Source organism: Streptomyces sp. NPDC014995 (genome assembly GCF_043080745.1).
Taxonomy (GTDB): Bacteria; Actinomycetota; Actinomycetes; order Streptomycetales; family Streptomycetaceae; genus Streptomyces.
In genome coordinates this window covers 1-18,138 of sequence record NZ_JBIBVX010000014.1, presented here as the reverse complement: position 1 = coordinate 18,138, position 18,138 = coordinate 1, and the positions used below count along the sequence as shown (strand labels likewise).

At 72.2% G+C, this 18,138-nt stretch carries 14 protein-coding genes; 6 read left to right on the top strand and 8 right to left on the bottom strand.

Going from position 1 to position 18,138, the window contains the following annotated elements; all coding sequences use genetic code 11:
* Nucleotides 1-133: 133 nt before the first annotated feature.
* Together ACF1A1_RS26725 and ACF1A1_RS26720 are read right to left on the bottom strand one after the other, a co-directional pair.
* The gene (locus tag ACF1A1_RS26725) at nucleotides 134-1,378 is read right to left on the bottom strand and encodes an ROK family protein (RefSeq protein ID WP_392003387.1); all 1,245 of its coding nucleotides are present in this window, start codon (nucleotides 1,376-1,378) and stop codon (nucleotides 134-136) included.
* A gap of 107 nt (nucleotides 1,379-1,485) precedes the next feature.
* Nucleotides 1,486-2,757, bottom strand: a complete 1,272-nt coding sequence (locus tag ACF1A1_RS26720; protein WP_392003385.1) for an FAD-binding protein — start codon at nucleotides 2,755-2,757, stop codon at nucleotides 1,486-1,488.
* A 145-nt stretch (nucleotides 2,758-2,902) separates the two neighbouring features.
* Here ACF1A1_RS26720 and ACF1A1_RS26715 point away from each other — a divergent pair, with 145 nt between their 5' ends.
* Nucleotides 2,903-4,231 (top strand): radical SAM protein, encoded by a 1,329-nt coding sequence (locus ACF1A1_RS26715; protein ID WP_392003384.1) that lies wholly within the window; start codon nucleotides 2,903-2,905, stop codon nucleotides 4,229-4,231.
* 237 nt (nucleotides 4,232-4,468) lie between these two features.
* Nucleotides 4,469-5,968, top strand: coding sequence for a cellulose binding domain-containing protein (locus ACF1A1_RS26710; RefSeq protein ID WP_392003383.1), 1,500 nt, complete (start codon nucleotides 4,469-4,471; stop codon nucleotides 5,966-5,968).
* A 134-nt stretch (nucleotides 5,969-6,102) separates the two neighbouring features.
* On the opposite strand, the gene ACF1A1_RS26705 is transcribed toward ACF1A1_RS26710, so the two are convergent.
* The 4 genes from ACF1A1_RS26705 to ACF1A1_RS26690 all read right to left on the bottom strand — a co-directional run bounded on the left by ACF1A1_RS26705 (nucleotide 6,103) and on the right by ACF1A1_RS26690 (nucleotide 10,744).
* Nucleotides 6,103-7,767, bottom strand: coding sequence for an alkaline phosphatase D family protein (locus ACF1A1_RS26705; RefSeq protein WP_392003381.1), 1,665 nt, complete (start codon nucleotides 7,765-7,767; stop codon nucleotides 6,103-6,105).
* Nucleotides 7,768-8,134: 367 nt separating this feature from the next.
* Entirely contained in the window at nucleotides 8,135-9,064 is a 930-nt protein-coding gene (locus tag ACF1A1_RS26700; RefSeq protein WP_392003379.1) for an anti-sigma factor RsbA family regulatory protein, read from the bottom strand.
* Nucleotides 9,061-9,354 (bottom strand): STAS domain-containing protein, encoded by a 294-nt coding sequence (locus ACF1A1_RS26695; protein WP_392003752.1) that lies wholly within the window; start codon nucleotides 9,352-9,354, stop codon nucleotides 9,061-9,063. Before ACF1A1_RS26695 ends, ACF1A1_RS26700 begins: the two co-directional genes overlap by 4 nt.
* Nucleotides 9,355-9,778: 424 nt before the next feature.
* On the bottom strand, nucleotides 9,779-10,744 hold the full coding sequence (locus ACF1A1_RS26690) for a ScbA/BarX family gamma-butyrolactone biosynthesis protein (protein WP_392003377.1): 966 nt from the start codon (nucleotides 10,742-10,744) through the stop codon (nucleotides 9,779-9,781).
* A 517-nt stretch (nucleotides 10,745-11,261) separates the two neighbouring features.
* Between ACF1A1_RS26690 and ACF1A1_RS26685 the strand changes: the two genes are divergently transcribed.
* The 3 genes from ACF1A1_RS26685 (at nucleotide 11,262) to ACF1A1_RS26675 (ending at nucleotide 13,554) form a co-directional block, all read left to right on the top strand.
* Nucleotides 11,262-11,981 (top strand): HAD family phosphatase, encoded by a 720-nt coding sequence (locus tag ACF1A1_RS26685; RefSeq protein WP_392003375.1) that lies wholly within the window; start codon nucleotides 11,262-11,264, stop codon nucleotides 11,979-11,981.
* Nucleotides 11,978-12,751 carry an SDR family NAD(P)-dependent oxidoreductase gene (locus ACF1A1_RS26680; protein ID WP_392003373.1) on the top strand — a complete coding sequence of 258 codons (774 nt, stop codon included), beginning with the start codon at nucleotides 11,978-11,980 and terminating at the stop codon, nucleotides 12,749-12,751. The genes ACF1A1_RS26685 and ACF1A1_RS26680 overlap by 4 nt, the downstream gene beginning before the upstream one ends.
* Before the next feature lie 155 nt (nucleotides 12,752-12,906).
* Entirely contained in the window at nucleotides 12,907-13,554 is a 648-nt protein-coding gene (locus tag ACF1A1_RS26675; protein ID WP_392003371.1) for a ScbR family autoregulator-binding transcription factor, read from the top strand.
* A 412-nt stretch (nucleotides 13,555-13,966) separates the two neighbouring features.
* Here the strand turns inward: ACF1A1_RS26675 and ACF1A1_RS26670 are convergent, their stop codons facing one another.
* Nucleotides 13,967-14,596: a TetR family transcriptional regulator gene (locus ACF1A1_RS26670; RefSeq protein ID WP_392003370.1), complete on the bottom strand. Its 630-nt coding sequence runs from the start codon at nucleotides 14,594-14,596 to the stop codon at nucleotides 13,967-13,969.
* Between the two features lie 450 nt (nucleotides 14,597-15,046).
* Between ACF1A1_RS26670 and ACF1A1_RS26665 the strand changes: the two genes are divergently transcribed.
* A complete protein-coding gene (locus tag ACF1A1_RS26665; RefSeq protein ID WP_392003368.1) occupies nucleotides 15,047-17,581 on the top strand; it encodes a BTAD domain-containing putative transcriptional regulator in 2,535 nt (844 codons plus the stop codon).
* On the opposite strand, the gene ACF1A1_RS26660 is transcribed toward ACF1A1_RS26665, so the two are convergent.
* Nucleotides 17,568-17,987: a cobalamin B12-binding domain-containing protein gene (locus ACF1A1_RS26660; protein ID WP_392003367.1), complete on the bottom strand. Its 420-nt coding sequence runs from the start codon at nucleotides 17,985-17,987 to the stop codon at nucleotides 17,568-17,570. The two genes, ACF1A1_RS26665 and ACF1A1_RS26660, sit on opposite strands and share 14 nt — an antisense overlap.
* Nucleotides 17,988-18,138: the final 151 nt, after the last annotated feature.

Here is an 18,138-nt window from a genome sequence, read left to right as displayed (position 1 = left end):
CGGTGCGGGACGTTAACCTTCGGCTAAGGCTTCGGCAAGGGGTTGGACGAAGTCTGTTCGAAGCGTTGCGTAGCGTTCGGAATACCGGACGTGAGAGGTGAGTCGGGGGAGAAAGGGCTTGCTGCCGCCGGCCCTACGAGGGCTCGGGGGCGCGGCTTCTCGTGACGGCGGCGCGAGCCGTGGTCCGCTGCCCCACGGACTGCAACGCCCCTTCCAGCGCGAACGTTGCCGCCCCCAGGCAGACCGGGTCGGTGGGGATCGGGGACAGGACGATCTCCGTGGAGGCCAGTGGTCTGCGCAGCGCGTGCCGCCCGACGGCCTCGCGGACCTCGGCCAGGAGCGGTGCGCCGAGCCGGGCGGCCACCCAGCTGCTCAGGACGACGACCTCGGGGTTGAGGAGGTTGACCAGGTCGGCGATGCCCGCCGCCAGATAACGGGCGGTGTCACGGACCACCTTGACCGCCACCGGATCCTTCGCGGCGACCGCGCGGGCCAGCGCGTCGACCGTGGCGGTCTGGTCCTCGGGGTGCAGCAGCGGACTCTGCGGACTGAGTTCGCGCAGGTTCTGCATGATGCCGGGCGCTCCGACGTACGTCTCCACACAGCCGTGGTTGCCGCAGTGGCACAGCCGTCCGTCGAGCACGAGCGTGGTGTGCCCCCACTCGCCGGCGCTGTTGCTGACCCCGCGGTGCAGCCCGCCGCCCAGGACCAGGCCGGCGCCGACGCCGGTGCCGAGGTTGACGACCACGGCGTCCCCGTGCCCGCGCGCCGCCCCGAACCACAGCTCCGCCACCGCGCAGGCGCGCAGCGGATTGTCCAGGTACAGGGGATACGCGATGTGCTCGGAGAGCAGGGCGAGCAACGGCACGTCGTGCCAGTCCCAGTTGGGCGCGTACTCGGAGATGCCGGTGTCCCGGTCCACCTGCCCCGGCACGCTCACGCCGACGCCCAGCACCCGGGCCGCCTCGACGCCGGCCTGCGCGACGACCGAGCCGGCGGCCGCGGCGACATGGCTGACCACCTGCTCCGGGCGGCTCTCCCCGGGGCGCATGTCCTCCTCGGCGCGCGCCAGCACGTTCAGCCCGAGGTCGAACAGCTCGACGTGGACGTACGTCTCCGCGATGTCCACGCCGATCAGCGCGCCCCCCGACGCGTTCACGGCGACGAGCCCCCGGGGACGGCCGCCCGCCGAGTCCTCGAACCCGACCTCCGTGATCATGCGGAGGTCGAGCAGCTCGCCGACGAGCGTGGCGACGGTGGCGAGGCTGAGGCCGGTGGCGGCGGCCAGCTCCTGCCGGGAGGTGGGCGAACGGGCGATGATCTGGCGCAACACCTCGTAGCGGTTCGCGGTGCGGATGTCGCGTGATGTGCGCTTCACCGGAGAGCCCCCTCCCTTCCGTGCGGGCAGGCCGGGCGGGGTCGGCACCGGCGCGGCGTCAGGCTATGGCGTGCGGGGAGGTTCGACAAGGGGTTAGGAAAGGGGGTTTACGAAGTCCCGTCGAGGCCGGGGTCCGACTGGCCGAGGATGTTCGCCACGAACGCGTTGGTGAAGGTCCCCGCCGGGTCCAACTCCCGCACCAGTGAACGGAAGTCGCCGATACGCGGATACCGCCCGCGCACCACGTCGGCCGGCACGGCGAAGACCTTGCCCCAGTGCGGGCGCGGTTCGAACGGCTCCAGCGCGGCCTCCAGCTCCCGCACGACGGGCAGCACGGCCTCGGCGTCCTCGATCCAGGTGAAGTGCGCGGCGACACTGTCGCGTCCGTACGCCGGGCTCAGCCACTGCTCGTCGGCGGCGACGGTCCGCACCTCGCAGGTCTGCAGTACGGGGGCGACCGTCTGCCGTATCCGGTCGATCGCACACAGCATGTCGACGGCATGCGTGCGCGGCAGCAGATACTCGCTCTGCAACTCGTTCCCGCTGCTCGGTGTGAACTCCGCCCGGAAGTGCGGCAGCCGCTCGTGCCACGGACCCGGCACCCCGAACTGCTCGGTGCAGTTGACCGCGGGCATCCCCGGCACCGGGTGCAGCGCCTCCGTGGCCGGCGCGGCCCACGGGAAGCGGGCCGGCGCCTGGTCGGTGCGCCGCTTCAGCCACACCTGCCGGAAGCCCGGCGCCCGCCAGTCGGTGAACAGGCTGACGCTGTACGCGGCCCCCGCCACCGCCTCGAAGTCCAGCCCGTCGAGGGGGAGTTCGGTGAACAGGTGCTGCTCGACGTCGAAGGCGGGTTCCAGGTCGAGGGTGAGCGCGGTGACGACACCGAGGGCCCCCAGCGAGGTCACGGCCCCGCCGAACCGCTCGTCGTCCCGCCCGATGGCGACGGTCGACCCGTCGGCGGTGACGATCTCCACCTCCCGCACGGCGGCGGCGAGGGACCCGTTGCGCACCCCCGACCCGTGCGTGCCGGTCGCCACCGACCCGGCCACCGAGATGTGCGGCAGAGACGCCATGTTCGGCAGCGCGAGCCCGTGCGCGTGCACCCGCCGGGCCAGCTCGGCGTACCGTACGCCGCCCCCGACCCGTACGGTGCGGGCCGCCGTGTCGACGTCGGCCTCGGCGGGCAGGGCGTCCAGCGAGATCAGCACTCCGTCGGCGCCCGGCTCGGCGATCTCGTTGAACGAGTGCCCGCTGCCCAGGACCCGCACCCGGGCGCTCCCGGCGACGAGCGAGCGCAGCGCGTCGAGTGTGTGCGGGCGGTGCAGCTCCTTGGCCGCGAAGGTGATGTTGCCCGCCCAGTTCGTCACGGTCTCGGCCATGCGGTCGCCCCTCCCGAGGGAAACGAGAACCCGGAAATCCCAGGTGAAACCTACCGTGCGCACAACACGAGGCCCCCGCCCCCACCCCCGCCGGGGCAGGGGCATACCGTGAGGAGTCGTACGCCTGAGCCGGGAGGAGAGACGGATGGGCAGCCGTACCGCGCTGGTCGAGGATCTGATGGAGCGGTTTCCGCATGTGCCGCGGGAGGCCGTTTTCAAGGAGGACCTGCTGCGCGGAGGCGTGGCCTTCGACCCGTCCGCCCTCAGCGACAACGAGGGGGGCGAGGTCAAGCCGAAGTCGTACTTCATCTTCTCCTTCGACCACGGCACCCTCCCCGAACTGGGCGAGGCAGCGCTGCGGCGTCCGCCGGAGGAGATCATCCTCACCGGCGGCCCCTACGACCTGCGGCGGACGGTCGTGTCGGTCCGCGTGAACCCCTCCGCGCCGTACCGTGTCGCGGCGGACGACGAGGGGCTGCTCGGGCTCTACCTCGACGGGAAGCGGATCGCCGACGTGGGTGTGCCGCCCATGCCCGAGTACTACCGGCACACCCTCTCCAACGGGAAGTCCGTCATGGAGGTCGCCCCCACCATCCAGTGGGGCTACCTGATCTACCTGACCGTCTTCCGGGTCTGCCAGTACTTCGGTGCCAAGGAGGAGTGCCAGTACTGCGACATCAACCACAACTGGCGCCAGCACAAGGCCGCCGGACGACCGTATACGGGAGTCAAGGACGTCGAGGAGGTCCTCGAGGCGCTGGAGATCATCGACCGGTACGACACCGCCAGGGCCTCCACCGCCTACACCCTCACCGGCGGCGCCATCACCAAGACGGTCGCCGGCCGCGACGAGGCCGACTTCTACGGCCACTACGCCAAGGCCATCGAGGAACGCTTCCCGGGCCGCTGGATCGGCAAGGTCGTCGCGCAGGCCCTCCCGCGGGACGACGTGCAGCGCTTCAAGGACTACGGAGTGCAGATCTACCACCCCAACTACGAGGTGTGGGACCGGCGCCTGTTCGAGCTGTACTGCCCGGGCAAGGAGCGCTACGTCGGCCGTGACGAGTGGCACAAGCGCATCCTCGACTCCGCGGAGGTCTTCGGCGCGCGCAACGTCATCCCGAACTTCGTCGCGGGCGTGGAGATGGCGGAGCCGTTCGGCTTCACCACGGTCGACGAGGCGATCGCGTCGACGACGGAGGGCCTGCGTTTCTTCATGTCGCACGGCATCACCCCGCGCTTCACCACCTGGTGCCCGGAGCCGACCACCCCCCTCGGCAAGGCCAACCCGCAGGGCGCGCCGCTGGAGTACCACATCCGCCTGCTGGAGGCCTACCGCGCCACGATGGACGACTTCGGCCTGTCCTCGCCCCCCGGCTACGGCCCGCCCGGGCCCGGCCGCGCCGTCTTCTCCGTCAGCTCCTTCATGGACAGCCTGCCGGCGCGGGAAGCGGAACCCGAGACTGTTCGATAACGTTCCGGTGACGACCTTCAGTAAAACGGCACGGCGTTGAGTCACAGGGCGGTCCGCTTCCGTACGAGAGCCACGAGAGACCGGAGTCGTGGGGGCGCGTCCGTCCTGTGCTGACATCTGAACAGGGCGCTTGTCAGTTGTGCGGGAGACGTGAAAAGCTCTGGCCCTGCCGCGAGGTTCCCCCCAACTCCATTGCCGTCATGGTGAGTTGACCTCGCTTGTGGATGCAGGAGACCCATGCCCGACCTGCCGACCCCGAAGGACGCCGCCGAGGCCGCGCTGTTCTCGGAGTGCTGGGACGCCGTTCTGTCGTACGCCGACCTGTGCACGTCCGGCTCGACCGCGGCCAATCAACTCGCCCGCGAGGCGTTCGCGCTCGGCATACGCGAGGCCCGTGCCGCCGAGAACGGTTCCCGGCACAGCGCCGGCCGCCGCTCGTCCCGGCTGCCCCGGATCCCCCTGCTGCTGACCGCCGTACGCACCACGGCGGCCGCCTGGGAGGCCCAGGGACAGGGCCACAAACTCGACCCCGACCTGCGCCTGTGGCTGAACTCGGACAAGGCCGCCCGCTACACCGGTCCGCCCCTGAGCCGCCCCATCGCCCTGCGCGGACTGCGCGACATGCAGGAACCCGACGCCGCGCTGCTGTGGCTGGCGGAGGTGGAGGCGCTGCCGCTGCGCGCCGTCGCCCGCCGGCAGGGGCTGGACCCGGCCGCCGCGATGGAGGAGCTGAACCAGGTCCGCGGCCTGTTCCGGGACCGCTGCCACCGCAACCACCTCGACACGCCGATGGACGCCGAGTGCCGCAGCTACGTCCGGCTCCTCGACGCCGTCACCCGCTCGCCCGTCGCCGACACCCCCGAGGACCTCTCCCGGCACCTCGCCACCTGCGTGGAGTGCGCGGAGGCCGCCGCCTGTCTGCGCCTGCACGGCGGCGGGCTGCCCGCCGCCCTGGCCGGCGGAGTGATCGGCTGGGGCGGCCTCGCCTACCTGGAGCGCCGCCGCCGCGCCGCCGAGGTCCGGATGGGCGCCGGACGCCCCGACGGGCCGGACCCGGACGGCGAGCCGGTGGACGCCGCCGCGAGCAGGGCGCGCGCCCTGCGGGGCGGGCTCCTCGTCGCCGCCGCCCTCGTCTCCGCGCTGGCCCTCGCCGTGTCGCTGATGCCGTTCGGCGACAGCGGCGACACCGCCGCGCAGGGCGGCTCACCCACCGACAGCACGCCGGTGGCGGGCCCCGGCAGCCCGTCCCTGCCGTCCGCCGCCCCCGACCCGTCGGACCCGGCCAGCCCGTCGGACGCGCCGGGACCGTCGACCGGCTCCGGCTCCCCGAAGCCCTCCGACAGCGCGACGCCCACGACGGACAAGTCCGACCCGGAACCCCAGGGCACCACGTCCACCGCCGGCACCGGTGAGAGCGGGCGGGCGGCGACCTGCGCGGTCAACTACGACCTGGTCAACCAGTGGCCCGACGGGTTCCAGGCCACGGTCACCGTCACCACCGAGGAGGCGCTCGCCTCCTGGAGCGTCGCCTGGTCCTTCCGCGACGGCCAGAGGGTCCACCAGATGTGGGACGCGAGCGTCTCCCAGAACGGCTCCCGCGTCACCGCCACCGCCGCCGACTACAACAAGAACGTCCCCGCCAACGGCTCCCTCTCCTTCGGCTTCCTCGCCTCCTGGCAGGACAAGAACACCGCGCCGTACGGCTTCAGCCTCAACGGCAGGGCCTGCACCGGCTGATCCGGCCACGGGCACCGACGGGCACCAACGGGCTCACGGTGCGTCGGGTGCCGGGTGCCGGGTGCCGGGTGCCGGGTGCCGGGTGCCGGGAGGGGGTGCCGGATTCCGGGCGGGGGTGCCGGCCGGCGCCGCCGTCACACCGGCACGAGCCCCGGGTTCCCCGCCTCCGTCACGAAGGACGCCGCCGTCGAGACGGGGGCGCCCGGGGTCGTCACCGCGGAAACGGTGCGGAAGTCGGCGCGGGCCCGGTCCCGGTCCAGCCGGACGCGGACGTAGCCGCGCCGGCCGTTGTAGTACCTGAGGTGGGGATTGGCCGTCAGATACGTCTGCCAGCTCGCGGGGCGTTCGGCGCCGTCCCCGCCGCTGGAGACCGAGGTCGCGACGATCTCGGTCCCCACCGTCCTGGACGCCGGTTCGTCGAAGTCGTCCTTGATGTCGAAGGCGTACCCCACGTGGACGTCACCCGTGAGAACCATCAGGTTCTCCACCCCGGCCGACCTGGCTCCGGCGAGGATCCGGGCGCGGGAGGCGCGGTAGCCGTCCCAGGCGTCCATCGACATCGGCGCCTGCGCGTCGGGATCCGGCTTGCGCTGGGAGAAGCAGGCCTGTTGGGGCATCACGTTCCACAGGGCGTCCGACGCCCGCCAGCCGTCGATCAGCCACCGCTCCTGGGCCGCCCCGGTCATCGTGCGCGCCGGATCGTCCGACTCGGGGCCGGGGACGTGCTTGCCGTCGCCGTAGGCCTGGTCGGAGCGGTACTGGCGGGTGTCCAGGATGTCGAACTGGGCGAGGGTGCCCCAGTGCAGCCGCCGGTAGAGCGGAAGGTCCGGGCCGACGGGCCGCCGGGCGAAGCGCAGCGGCTGGTGCTCCCAGTAGGCGCGGTAGGCGGCGGCCCGGCGCAGCAGGAACTCCTCGGGCGGGCTGCCGTGTTCGTCGACGGCGCCGGCGTAGTTGTTCTCGGTCTCGTGGTCGTCCCAGGTGACGACGAAGGGGTGGGCCGCGTGGACGGCGCGCAGGTCGGGGTCGCTCTTGTAGAGCGCGTACCGCAGCCGGTACTCCTCCAGGGTGACGGTCTCGCGGTCGAAGACGTCGGGCAGGACCCGGTCGGTGTGGTTGCGGGCGCCCCCGACGGAGTTCACGGCGTACTCGTACAGGTAGTCCCCCAGATGGAGGACCATGTCCACGTCGTCCCGGGCGAGATGCCGGTGCGCCGTGTAGTACCCGTCGAAGTAGGCCTGGCAGGACACGGCGGCGAAGGACAGGGCCGTGACCGCGGAGGCGGGCGCCGGTGCGGTGCGGGTGCGGCCGGTCTCGCTGATCCAGGCGCCCGTCCGGAACCGGTAGTAGTACGTACGGCCGGGGTCCAGCCCCTGGACGTCGACGTGCACGGTGTGGTTGTACTCGGGTAACGCCAGGGTCGTACCGCTGCGCACGACCGAGGCGAAGCGCTCGTCCCGCGCCACCTCCCACGACACGGCGACGGACTGCCCGGCCAGACCGCCGCCCGGCTCGTACGGGACGGGCGCCACCCGTGTCCACAGGATCACCGAGTGGGGCAGTGGATCCCCCGAGGCGACGCCCAGTGTGAACGGGTCGTCGGCGATCCGGGCCGCGTCGAGCTCACGGGCGGCCGCAGCGCCCGTCGCGGGCAGGTGGGCGGCGAAGGCCACGGCCGCGGCGACCGCGGTGAGGGTCAGGAACCGACGACGGCCGAAGTGCCGTGCGGCGGCCCTCAGTTCGGGACCGTGCGAGGCCGGGGGGCGGTCCGGCAGCGGTCGGTGACGGCCTGTCGGGCGCATGGGCCTCGGCTCCCGGGGGAATCAGGGGCGACTGCGGCCGCCAGGGCCGGAGCCTGCGTGCGGCAGGCATCCAGATGCTAAGCAGACGAAGGGCGTAAGCCCGGCAGGCGCGGCCTCCCCGCGTCCTCGGCGGGCAGGGCCCCGCGCGGACCCGCGACGGGCGGCCGCCTGTTCCTGCGGCCGCCCGGCGAGAGGTCTCAGCGGATGGGAAAGCTGTCTCAGGCGGTGTCCCGGGGTTGCTGTCTCAGGGGGTGAGGGGTGCTGTCTCACGGGCCTGGGGCAGCTGTCTGGTGGGGCTGGGAGCTGGGGGCTGTGGGCTGTCGTCTGAGGGCTGTGGGCTGGCGTCTCAGGGCTGGGGGCTGATGTCTCAGTTGTTGAGATAGAAGCGGACGACGGTGCCCTTGTCCGAGGTGTGCACGCGGACCAGGTCCGCCACGTAGTTGACCAGCATCAGGCCCCGGCCGCCGATCTGCCCCCGCGCCGGCGGCCTGCGCCCGGCGAGCGGATCGGCCAGCTGTCCCCGGTCGCGGACCTCGCACACCACCTGTCCCGCCTCGGCCCAGATGTGCACGGTCCCCCGGCCGCCGCCGTGGATGACGCTGTTGGTGGTCAGCTCCGCGACCGCCAGCTCGACGTCCTGGAGCCGCTGCCCGGTCACGCCCAGCCCGCCGGCCCGGCCCACGGCGAAGTGGCGGGCCTCGGGAAGCTCCTCGGCGCCGAAGGGGAAGACGGCGGCGTCCGCGGCCGGCACCAGCACCTCGTTGTAGCGGGAGACGACGGCCTGCCAGTCGTAGACCTCGCTCGGCTGCTCACGGCCGTCGGCGATGACGGTGGGATGCGTGATCCGGGCGTCGGCCAGCACCTCCGCGTCCAGCCGGGACTCGTCGTACGGACACAGGATCGTCGCCGCACGGCCCTCGAAGGCGGCGTTGATCAACGCCTCGTGCTGGGCGCACGCCGGGTACTCCACCGGGCTGCGTCCCGCCCAGATCGGCTCGCCGATGATCCGCACCCGCTCCCGCGGATGGGAGTCGGCGAACGCCCTGAGGACACCGGGGATGATGCGTCCCGGGTTGCGGCCGGCCTCGGTCATGTCCAGGAGGAGGACGTCCTCGGCGTCCGCTCCCAGCCCGGACCTGATCAGTGCCAGGTTGGGGCCGGGTACGGCCACCGCCACGGGCTCGCCCGCGGCCAGGCCTTCCCGTACGAACGACACCGTCCGCTCGGCGTACTCCTGCCCGGTGCGGTAGAACAACGCCGGATGGGCGAACGCCTCGTTGAGGGCCATCGAGCTCATCGGGGCGCCACCTCGATCCCACGCAGAGTCGGCCAGAACAGTGCCAGCACCCGTGGCACCTGGGGCGGTGGGTGCTCCACCACGACCCGTCCGGCCGGCAGGTTCATGGCCGTGACCGCGAGTGCCGACACCCCCGCCACGTCGACGAATCCGACACGCGACAGCTCCACGTAGGACACGTCCGTGTGCCGCCGGACCAGGTCGGCGAGTGCCGCCTCCCAGGACAGGCGGGTGAGGACGCCGATGTCCCCGCTGACGCGTATCCCGTGGCGACCGGACAACGGGCTCACCTCCAGCACGGACGCGCCATGCCTCGGAGCGCGTGCACCCCTGTCGTGAGCGTCCTCCACACTGGAACTCCTCAGCAATTCGCCGACCGCCCGTTCGTCCCCGGCGCGGCACGACGGAGGACGAGCATCTCCGGACAGGCAGCCTACCGCGCACCGGGGCGGCACCCGGGTCGACCGTCGCCCGGGACGTCGTGCTCTGTGCGGCTTCCCACCGGCACCGCGGATATGCGTGTCGCCGATCATGCGGGAGACCGGGAGACCGGGAGACCGGGAGACCGGGAGACCGGGAGACCGGGAGCCGGGAGACCGGGAGCGCGGAGCGGGTCGCCGGGAGCCGGGGGACCGGGAGGGCGGCGGGTGCGGGCCGAGGGCGGGTCGGTCCGCACCCGGTCCGCACCCGGTTCGTCGAGGGGCGGCCCGGCGGTCAGCTCACCGGGGACGACGGCGTGACGACGCACTCGAAGGCGAGGGCGTCGTCCTGCTCGACGACGACGCGGATCCGGCCGTCGGCGAGGGAGGTGGCGGCCACCCAGGCGGGCGCGTCGAGTTCCACATAGCGGTGGAAGGCCGCCTCCATGCCCGTGGCCAGGACCGGAACCTGGCCCACGTGGTGCTGGACCGCCTGCCGGGCCGCTTCGAGGAGCAGCATGCCGGGCGCGTGGTCGTTGGGGTGGTCGAAGATCACCGGGTGCAGGGTGTTCACGCGCAGCTGCCAGCGGCCGTCGCGGTCGCGGTTGGCGAGGACCACGTCGTCCCGGCGGTCCCGGCCGACCAGCTCGGGGAGGATCGGCGCCGGCAGGGCGACGGCGTTCGCCATCGCCTCGTCGGCGTCCCCGTACGCACCCCTCAGCCGCCGGTAGAGCGCCCTGCTGTGGGAGCTGAAGGACGTCGACGCGGTGCCGAGCCGGAGCCCGTCGCGCGTCGCGGTGACATCGATCCGCATGCCGCGCAGGACACCGGCCCGCCGCTCGACCTCCGTGCAGCGCACGTGCAGTTCGAGGGCGGCGGGGGTCGGCCCCGCGTGCAGCGCCGCCGGATCGAGCGAGACCTGGAGCCGCTGCCATATCTGCTTGTGGTCCATGGGAGCGCCGTAGACGGCGTGGGACAGCAGCGGCACGGTCTGGCGGAGCGTCTCGACGAAGAGCAGCGGATCGTGGAGGCCGTACGCGGGGCCGTAGAACACGTGGGCACGCGGCCACTGGGCCGTGACCGTGCAGGTGTCGGTGTCCGTCTGCCGCCAGCCGGTGAGGAACACCTCGGTGACCGCCGCGCGGTGGACGTACTCCTTCGGGACGGTCGTGGTGAGCGGTCCCAGGTCCTCTCGCGGAGGCCGGTGGGGTGATGCCTGGTATTCCGTGACGCTGCTACCGATGCGGGCAAAGGTAGTCATAGTGCCTCTCCCCCAGGGGCGTTGTGAAGTGGGTGCTGCCGAAACACGGGTGCGGCTCGGGACGAGCCGAGTGGAGCAAGGGAACAAGTGCTCGGGGCGCAACGGCCGTTACAGTACAGACTGATCGGTTTTTTTTCCAGACTTTCCAGGAGACGCCGATACGGGGCGGGTCGGGGGCCGACGGGGTGGTGTACAGGCGGGTGCGGTGCCGAGGTGTGCTCGTCGACCAGCTTCCGGAGGTCGTCGCAGCACGTCAACACCCGTGTGCGCAACGGGAATCGGGGGTGCTCACGCGGTCGGTGCGGGCGTCGGTGCGAGGGGTGGGCTGGTGGGTGGCCGGGTCCGCGGGGGTGGGCTCGGCGTGAGCCGCGCCTGTCTGGGATCCGAGACGAAGAGCCGGAATTTGTGGACGTTTCGCGGATGCTCGTGTGAGGATCTGGACCGGTCATCTGGTTTGTCAGCCCGTCGCGTTGGCGTGGCGGGCGGTCCGAGTCTGTCCGCAGAGAGGGGAGTTCCGTTGTCCGAGCATCTCGGCACGCTTCGTCTGGCCGCACTCAACATCGACGGTGTGCTGCTCAACGACACGTTCAGTCCGGTCATCCACCACTTCGTGACCAGCCGGGGCGGCACCTACTCCGCCGACCTGGAACGCCGGATCTTCTCCCAGCCGCAGCTGGTCGCGGGCAGGGTGCTCGCCGAGGCGGGCGGCCTGTCGACCTCTCCCGCGGAGACGATCGGGATCTACCTGCGCGAGCGGGAGCAGTACCTCCGCGACCACCCGGTCCGCATCCTGGACGGCGCCGTGGAATTGCTGCGCAGGCTGCGCCGGCTGGGACTGCGCACGATCTGCTACGGCGGGCTCGACGCCTCCCACTTCGAGCGGTACCTCGGTGACGTCGCCGACCTGTTCGACGCGCCCGGCTACGTGTGCACCAACGACTTCCGGCCCGGCATCCACGAGATCACCGTCGAGTTGGCCGGACTCGACCACCACGAGGTCCTGTTCGTGGACGACGTCGCCCGGGTCGCCGAGACGGCCAGGGACCTGGGAGTCGCGTTCATCGGCCACCCCAGTGACTTCGCGCACGGCCACCAGCGCCGGCTCATGCGGGAGGCCGGAGTACGGCACCTGGTCGGCGCGCTCGACGAGATCGACGAGCCGCTGCTGCGCAGGATCGACGCGGAGGCGGCGGCCGGCACCGTGTGGGGCGGCACGAGGGAGCGGGCCGCCGTATGAGAGAACAGGGGGGCATGCTCGCCGGCAAGGTCATGATGATCACGGGGGCGAGCAGTGGGATCGGGGCGGCCGCCGCCCGGGTGGGGGCCCAACAGGGGGCCGCGCTCGTGCTCATGGCGCGCCGCACACAGCGACTCGGGCTGCTGGCCGAGGAGTTGAGGGACAAGGGAGCCGAGGTCTCCTGCGTGCAGGGGGACGTGACGGACGCCGGCGACGTGGTGCGCGCGGTGGATTCCGCGGTGCGGCGGTACGGCGGACTCCACGCCGCCTTCAACAACGCGGGCGTGGTGACCGAACCGGCGCTGCTGCACGAGACCGACGAGGCGCAGTTCGACACGGTGCTCGACGTGAACTTCCGCGGCGTCTGGCTGTGTATGAAACACCAGATCAAAGCGATGATCGCGAGCGGCGTGGGCGGCGCCATCGTCAACAACAGCAGTGTGGCCGGACTGCGCGCCACCTCCGCCGGACCCTCCTACGTCGCCGCCAAGCACGCCGTGCTCGGGCTGACCAAGTCGGCGGCGGCGCAGTACGCCGGGCACGGGATACGGGTGAACGCCCTCGCCACCGGCCTCACCCGGTCGGAGATGTCCGAGGGGGTCTTCGCCCGGGACCCCGGGGCGGAGGAACGGATGCGGCGCCGCAACCCCCAGGCCAGGGTGGCCGAGCCGGAAGAGGTGGCGCAGGCCGCGGCCTGGCTCTGCAGCGACCTCGCCAGTTTCGTCACCGGCGCCACGCTGGCCGTCGACGGCGGAGCGGGTGCCTGGTGAAGCGGGAGAGATCACGACCGGGCGCGACTCGGTGCACGAAGTTGGTAAAGTACTAGTCATCTGGTTTCTTTTTCTCCGGCGTGCTCTCGTACGACCGGACTCGGGGATCCGCGTCAGCCGAAGGGGGCGGCATGGCGCGGACGGGAGGTCACGGCATGGCCCAGCAAGTGCGCGGAATCCGAACCCGCGGAGCAATTCTGGAAGCGGCGGCAGAGGTCTTCGCGCAGCATGGCTACCACGGTGCCAGCATCGCCCAGATCCTCGAGAGGGCCCACGTCACCAGGGGAGCCCTGTACTTCCACTTCTCCTCCAAGGAGGAGCTGGTGCAGGGGATCTTCGCCCAGCAGGTGACCGAACAGGGTTATCCGCCGCGCACCTACAAGTTGCAGGAACTGGTGGACGAGGCGATGGCGCTGGCCTGCCGGCTGCCCCAGGAGATGATGCTGCGGGCCGGCGCCAAACTGGCCATGGAGCCGCAGTTGCAGGAACTGATGGACGACGGGCCGTGGGAGGCGTGGGCACAGCGGTTCGCCGAGGTCGTCGCTGTGGCGAAGACGCACGGCGAGGTGTATCCGCATGTCGTCCCCGACGACCTGGGGCACTTCCTGGTCAGCTCCTGGATCGGGGCACAGGTCGTGTCGGAGATGACGTCCGGGTGGAAGGACCTGGAGCAGCGCATCTCGATGATCTTCGGGTACACGCTGCCGAGCATCGCGTTGCCGGCGATCTTCGCCCAGCTCGACTTCGGGCCGGACCGGGGGACGCGGGTGCTGGACGAGGTTCGGGAGAGCGTCGGGGGGTGAGGCGGGGGTGTCCCTCCGGGACGCATTCTGCCCACCCGCCCGCCCGACTCGGCGGGATGAGGGCCCCCGTCACGGGCTCCGCCCCGGACCCCGGCGGGGGCTTCGCCTCGGATGTCGCTGGGCTGCGCCGGGGTCGGGCGCTGTTGTGATCCGCCCGGTCGGAGCGGCTGGCCTGCGCGCGGGTCGGAGCCGTTGCGCTTCGCCCACGGTCGGAGCCGCTGGGCTGCGCCCGGGGCGGGTGCTGTTGTGATCCGCCCGGTCGGAGCGGCTGGGCTCCGCTCGGGTGGGGTGCTGTTGAACTCCGCCCGGGCGGATGTCGCTGGGCCGCGCCCGGGTCGGGCGCTGTTCTGATCCGCCCGGGTCGGGTGGCGTTGCGCTTCACCCCGGTCGGGTGGTGTTGCGCTCTGCCGGGTCAGACGTTGCTGGGCTCTGCGTCGGTCGTGCGGGACGGGGTGGTTCGGGTGGGGGGTGTGGGGTGGGTCAGTGCGGGGAGGAGGAGGTTCCATACGTCCGTCAGCCAGGAGTCGCGGCCGCGGTCCGGGCGTACCGCCTCCTGGTGGAGGATCAGGGCGAGGGCCAGGTCGACGACGGTGGCCGCGGCGACGCCGGGGCGCAGGCTTCTCTCGTCGTAGGCGCGCAGCACCACCCGTTCCAGGGCGCCGCGCCAGGCCTGCCGGCAGTCCAGGGCGGGGGTGGGGGACGTCCCGCGCTCGCGGACCAGGCGGAGACCGGCCCGGGTCAGCGGGTCCGTCGCCAGCCCCTGCGCCGCCGCCCGCACCATGGCCGCCAGGGCCTCCATCGCGGGGACCGCCGGATCGTCCAGTGCCCCGAGTTCGGCCCGGGCGCGCTCGCAGGACAAGTATTGGACGGCGTCGGCGAGTTCGGCCTTGCTGCTGAAGTGGAACGAGAGCGCGCCCTTGCTCACCGCGGCGAGGTCGCTGATCGCGGCGAGCGTGGTCCCGTCGTAGCCCTCACGGTCGAACATCCGGGCCGCGGCCAGGAGCAGCGCGTTGCGGGTCTCCTCTGCTCGCACTTGTCTCATGAGGCGGCTCATCTCGCAGTTCTCTCGGGTTGGGGAAGCCGAGCCCCATGGAAGCAGAACCCCGGGAACGCGGCGTTCTCCGACCCGTCACTCGTCGGTAACCACGGTGGTGGTCATCGCCGGGTAATCGGCCTGCCCCACCGCCAAAAAGAGGATGGCTGTCTAGTTTTCCGAGGCCGGAGGGGTGGTTGCGGGGGTGGGTGGGTCCTCAGGCTTCGAGGAGTGACGGCGGGAGTGGGTGGCCGTCAAGTGGTCCTTAAATGCGGGCATACTGCCATCAAGTGGGGTGATCTTCTGGCCTGTTGTTGCTTGTGTGGCTCTCGTGGAGAGCTTGAGTAGCAGCGCAGTTGTAAACCGGACCATCGGTTTGTATTGTGCCCAGAGGAAGCCTCCGGGCATGCGCCCGTTGGCGAACCTCACCTAAAAGCGGGGGTAGTGATGTGGTTTCGGATGCTCGGGCCCTTGGAGGTCGTCTCCGACGGCCAGGTGATCGATCTGGGCGGCAGTAAGCAGCGGGCGACGCTCGGTTTTCTCCTGCTGCAACCCAACCAAGTGGTCCCCACCAGCAGGTTGTTGAACGCTCTGTGGAGCGTCGGGGAGGCACCGGTCACGGCGCGCAAGATCCTTCAGAACGCCGTCTGGGGACTGCGCAGGAAGCTTTCCCCCGAAGAGGCGGGGAACGGCGCCGTCCTGCGCACCCAGTCCCCGGGGTACACGCTGGAGACGGATCCCGGGCGGATCGATCTGCACTGCTTCCGGCGGATGGTGGAGGAGGGGCGCGCCGAGCTGGCGGCGGGGCGGCCCGACGACGCGGCCCTGCGGCTGCGTCAGGCCCTCGGGCTGTGGCGTGGCACCGTCCTCTCCGACCTCGTCGAAGTGGGCGTCGTGTGGCCCGAGCTGACGGCCGTGCAGAACAGCCGGCTGGACGTCCTCGAGGACTACTTCGAGGCCGAGCTGGACTGCGGGCGGCACTACACCGTGCTGTCCGAGATCGAGGCGGTCGTCGACAGCGAGCCGCTGCGTGAGCGCTCCTGCGGTCAGCTCATGCGCGCCCTGTACCGCTGCGGCCGCCAGGCCGACGCGCTCGGCGTGTACAGCCGGCTGCGCTCCTCGCTGGTGGAGGACCTCGGGCTCGAGCCGGGCCGTGAGCTGCAGATGTTGCAGCAGGCGATCCTCGTGCACGATCCCGCCCTCCAGTACGTCCCGCCGGCCTCCCCGCCCGTCACCGTGTCGAGCACCGCCGTGCCGACCACCGCTGTCAGGACCACCGCTGTCCCTGCCACTGCTGTCTCCGCCGCTGCCGTCCCGGCCACTGGCTTCTCGACCGCCGTGCCGACCGCCGCCGCCGTGCCGACCACCCCCGTGCCGACGCCCTCCGTGCCGACGCCCTCCGTACCGTCTGCCGCCGGGGCCGGCGACACCGCGTCCACGGCCACCGCGTCCGCGGCCACCGCGTCCGCGGCCACCGTCCCCGCGGCCACCGCGTCCGTGGTCACCGTGCCCCCGGTCACCGTCCCCGCCCCGCGCGCGCCCCGTATCCCGGCCGCCCTCGATGTCGACGGCTCCGCCCGGGCGGCGGCCGTGGCCGTCGCCGGCACACCGGTGCGGCAGGAGGTCAGTGTGCTGATGCTGCGCACCGGTCTCACTGCCGAGGCCTGTCAGGGCGACGACACGGACGCCGCGCTGGACCGTGTCGACACGCGGATCCGGCAGGAGATCGAGAGCCGGGGCGGCACCGTCGTCGCCGCGATGGGCACCGACACCCTCGGTGTGTTCCCCGCGCTGCCGCACACCGACGGTCACGCCGAGCGTGCGGTGTGCACCGCGCTCGCCCTGCGCGACGCCCACGCCCCGGGGGACATCGTCATCAGGGCGGCCGTCGTGACGGGCGAGGCCTTCATGCGGCACCGCACCGACGAGGAGGGCGTCGTACTGCCCCCGTCGGTCAGCGGAGCGCTGCTGCACGAGTGCCAGGCGATACTCGCGCTCGCACCGGACGGGGAGGTCCAGGTCTGCTCCGTCACCCACGAGGCCGTCGGGCACGACTGCTCCTGCACCCGGCCGTCCGGCGCCCCGGGCCGCCGGCAGTGGGGGCACACCCTGGTCGACACCGGCCTGCCGGGCCCGGCGGACCTCGGTGAGGACACCGAGTACGAGGGCGAACTCGACCTGCTGCTCAGCCTGATGGGGCACAGCGCCCGGTGGCGGCGACAGCACCAGGTGTACGTGCTGGGCAGTTCCGACACGGCGCGCGCCCGGTTCCTGGCCGACTTCCGCCGGATCGTGGCCGAGGACCCGCACGGCGCCCAGGTCGTCGTCCGGCGCCGGCCGTCCGCGGCGACGGACGGCCGGTTCGGCCCGCACCGGGCGATCCTCTCCGCCTACTGCGGGATCCACGCGGAGGACGACCCTCGCGCGGTCCGCGGCCGGCTGGAGGCGACGCTGCGCGGCCTGTGCGCCGACCCGGGCCGGGCGCGGCGGCTGGCGTCCCGGCTGTGGCCGCTGCTCGACCCGGCCGCCGCCCGGGCCGGGCGCGGGCTCGCCACCGCGCAGTGGCTGGACGGTTGGTACCAGTTCCTCGAGATGGCGACCGGACAGCGGCCCCTCGTGCTGATCCTCGACGGCCTCCACGCGGCCGACGACGCCCTTCTCGACTTCGTGGAGGCTCTGTCGGACCGGGCGCGGCGCCTGCCCGTCCTGGTCGTCGGGGGCGCCGCACCGGCCTCCCTGAACCGTCGGGCGAGCCTGGCGATCAGCCATCACTGCACCACCGTGATCGGCATGGACGCCCGGGCCGGGCGGGTCGCCGACCGCCTGCTCGGCCCCGTCGGACAGCCCGGGCTTCCCTCACCCGCACGGCACGCCGCACCGGCCCTGACCACCGGAACCAGCGCCGGTACGGCTGCCGGTACCGGTGCCGGCGCGGCGAACGGGACCGGCACGGACCTGGGCCGCCCGGTGGCGCTTCGGCTCAGCGTTGCCTGACGTGGTCGTTCACCCAGTCGACGATGCTGCGGGTCGGCGTACCGGGGGTGAAGAGTTCGGCGACGCCGAGGTCCTTGAGGGCCGGTATGTCGGCGGCGGGGATGATGCCGCCGCCGAACAGGGTGATGTCGGTGGCGTCGTGCTCGCGCAGGAGTTCGGCGACCCTGCCGAAGAGGGGGACGTGGGCCCCGGAGAGGACGGACAGGCCGATGGCGTCCACGTCCTCCTGGAGCGCGGTCGCCACGATCTGCGGTGGCGTCTGGTGCAGTCCGGTGTAGACGACCTCGACGCCGGCGTCGCGCAGCGCGCGGGCGACGACCTTGGCGCCGCGGTCGTGGCCGTCGAGGCCCGGCTTGGCCACGAGCACGCGCAGCGGACCACCGGCCGGTGAGGGGGACTTGGTCATGGTCGTGTTCCGTTCGTGGTCAGAGGCTGTCGGCGGGGGAGTAGGTGCCCCACACGTCGCGCAGGGCGTTGCAGACCTCGCCGATGGTGGCGCGGGCCTTGAGGGCGTCCTTCATGGGGTAGAGGACGTTGTCCTCGCCTTCGGCGGCCTT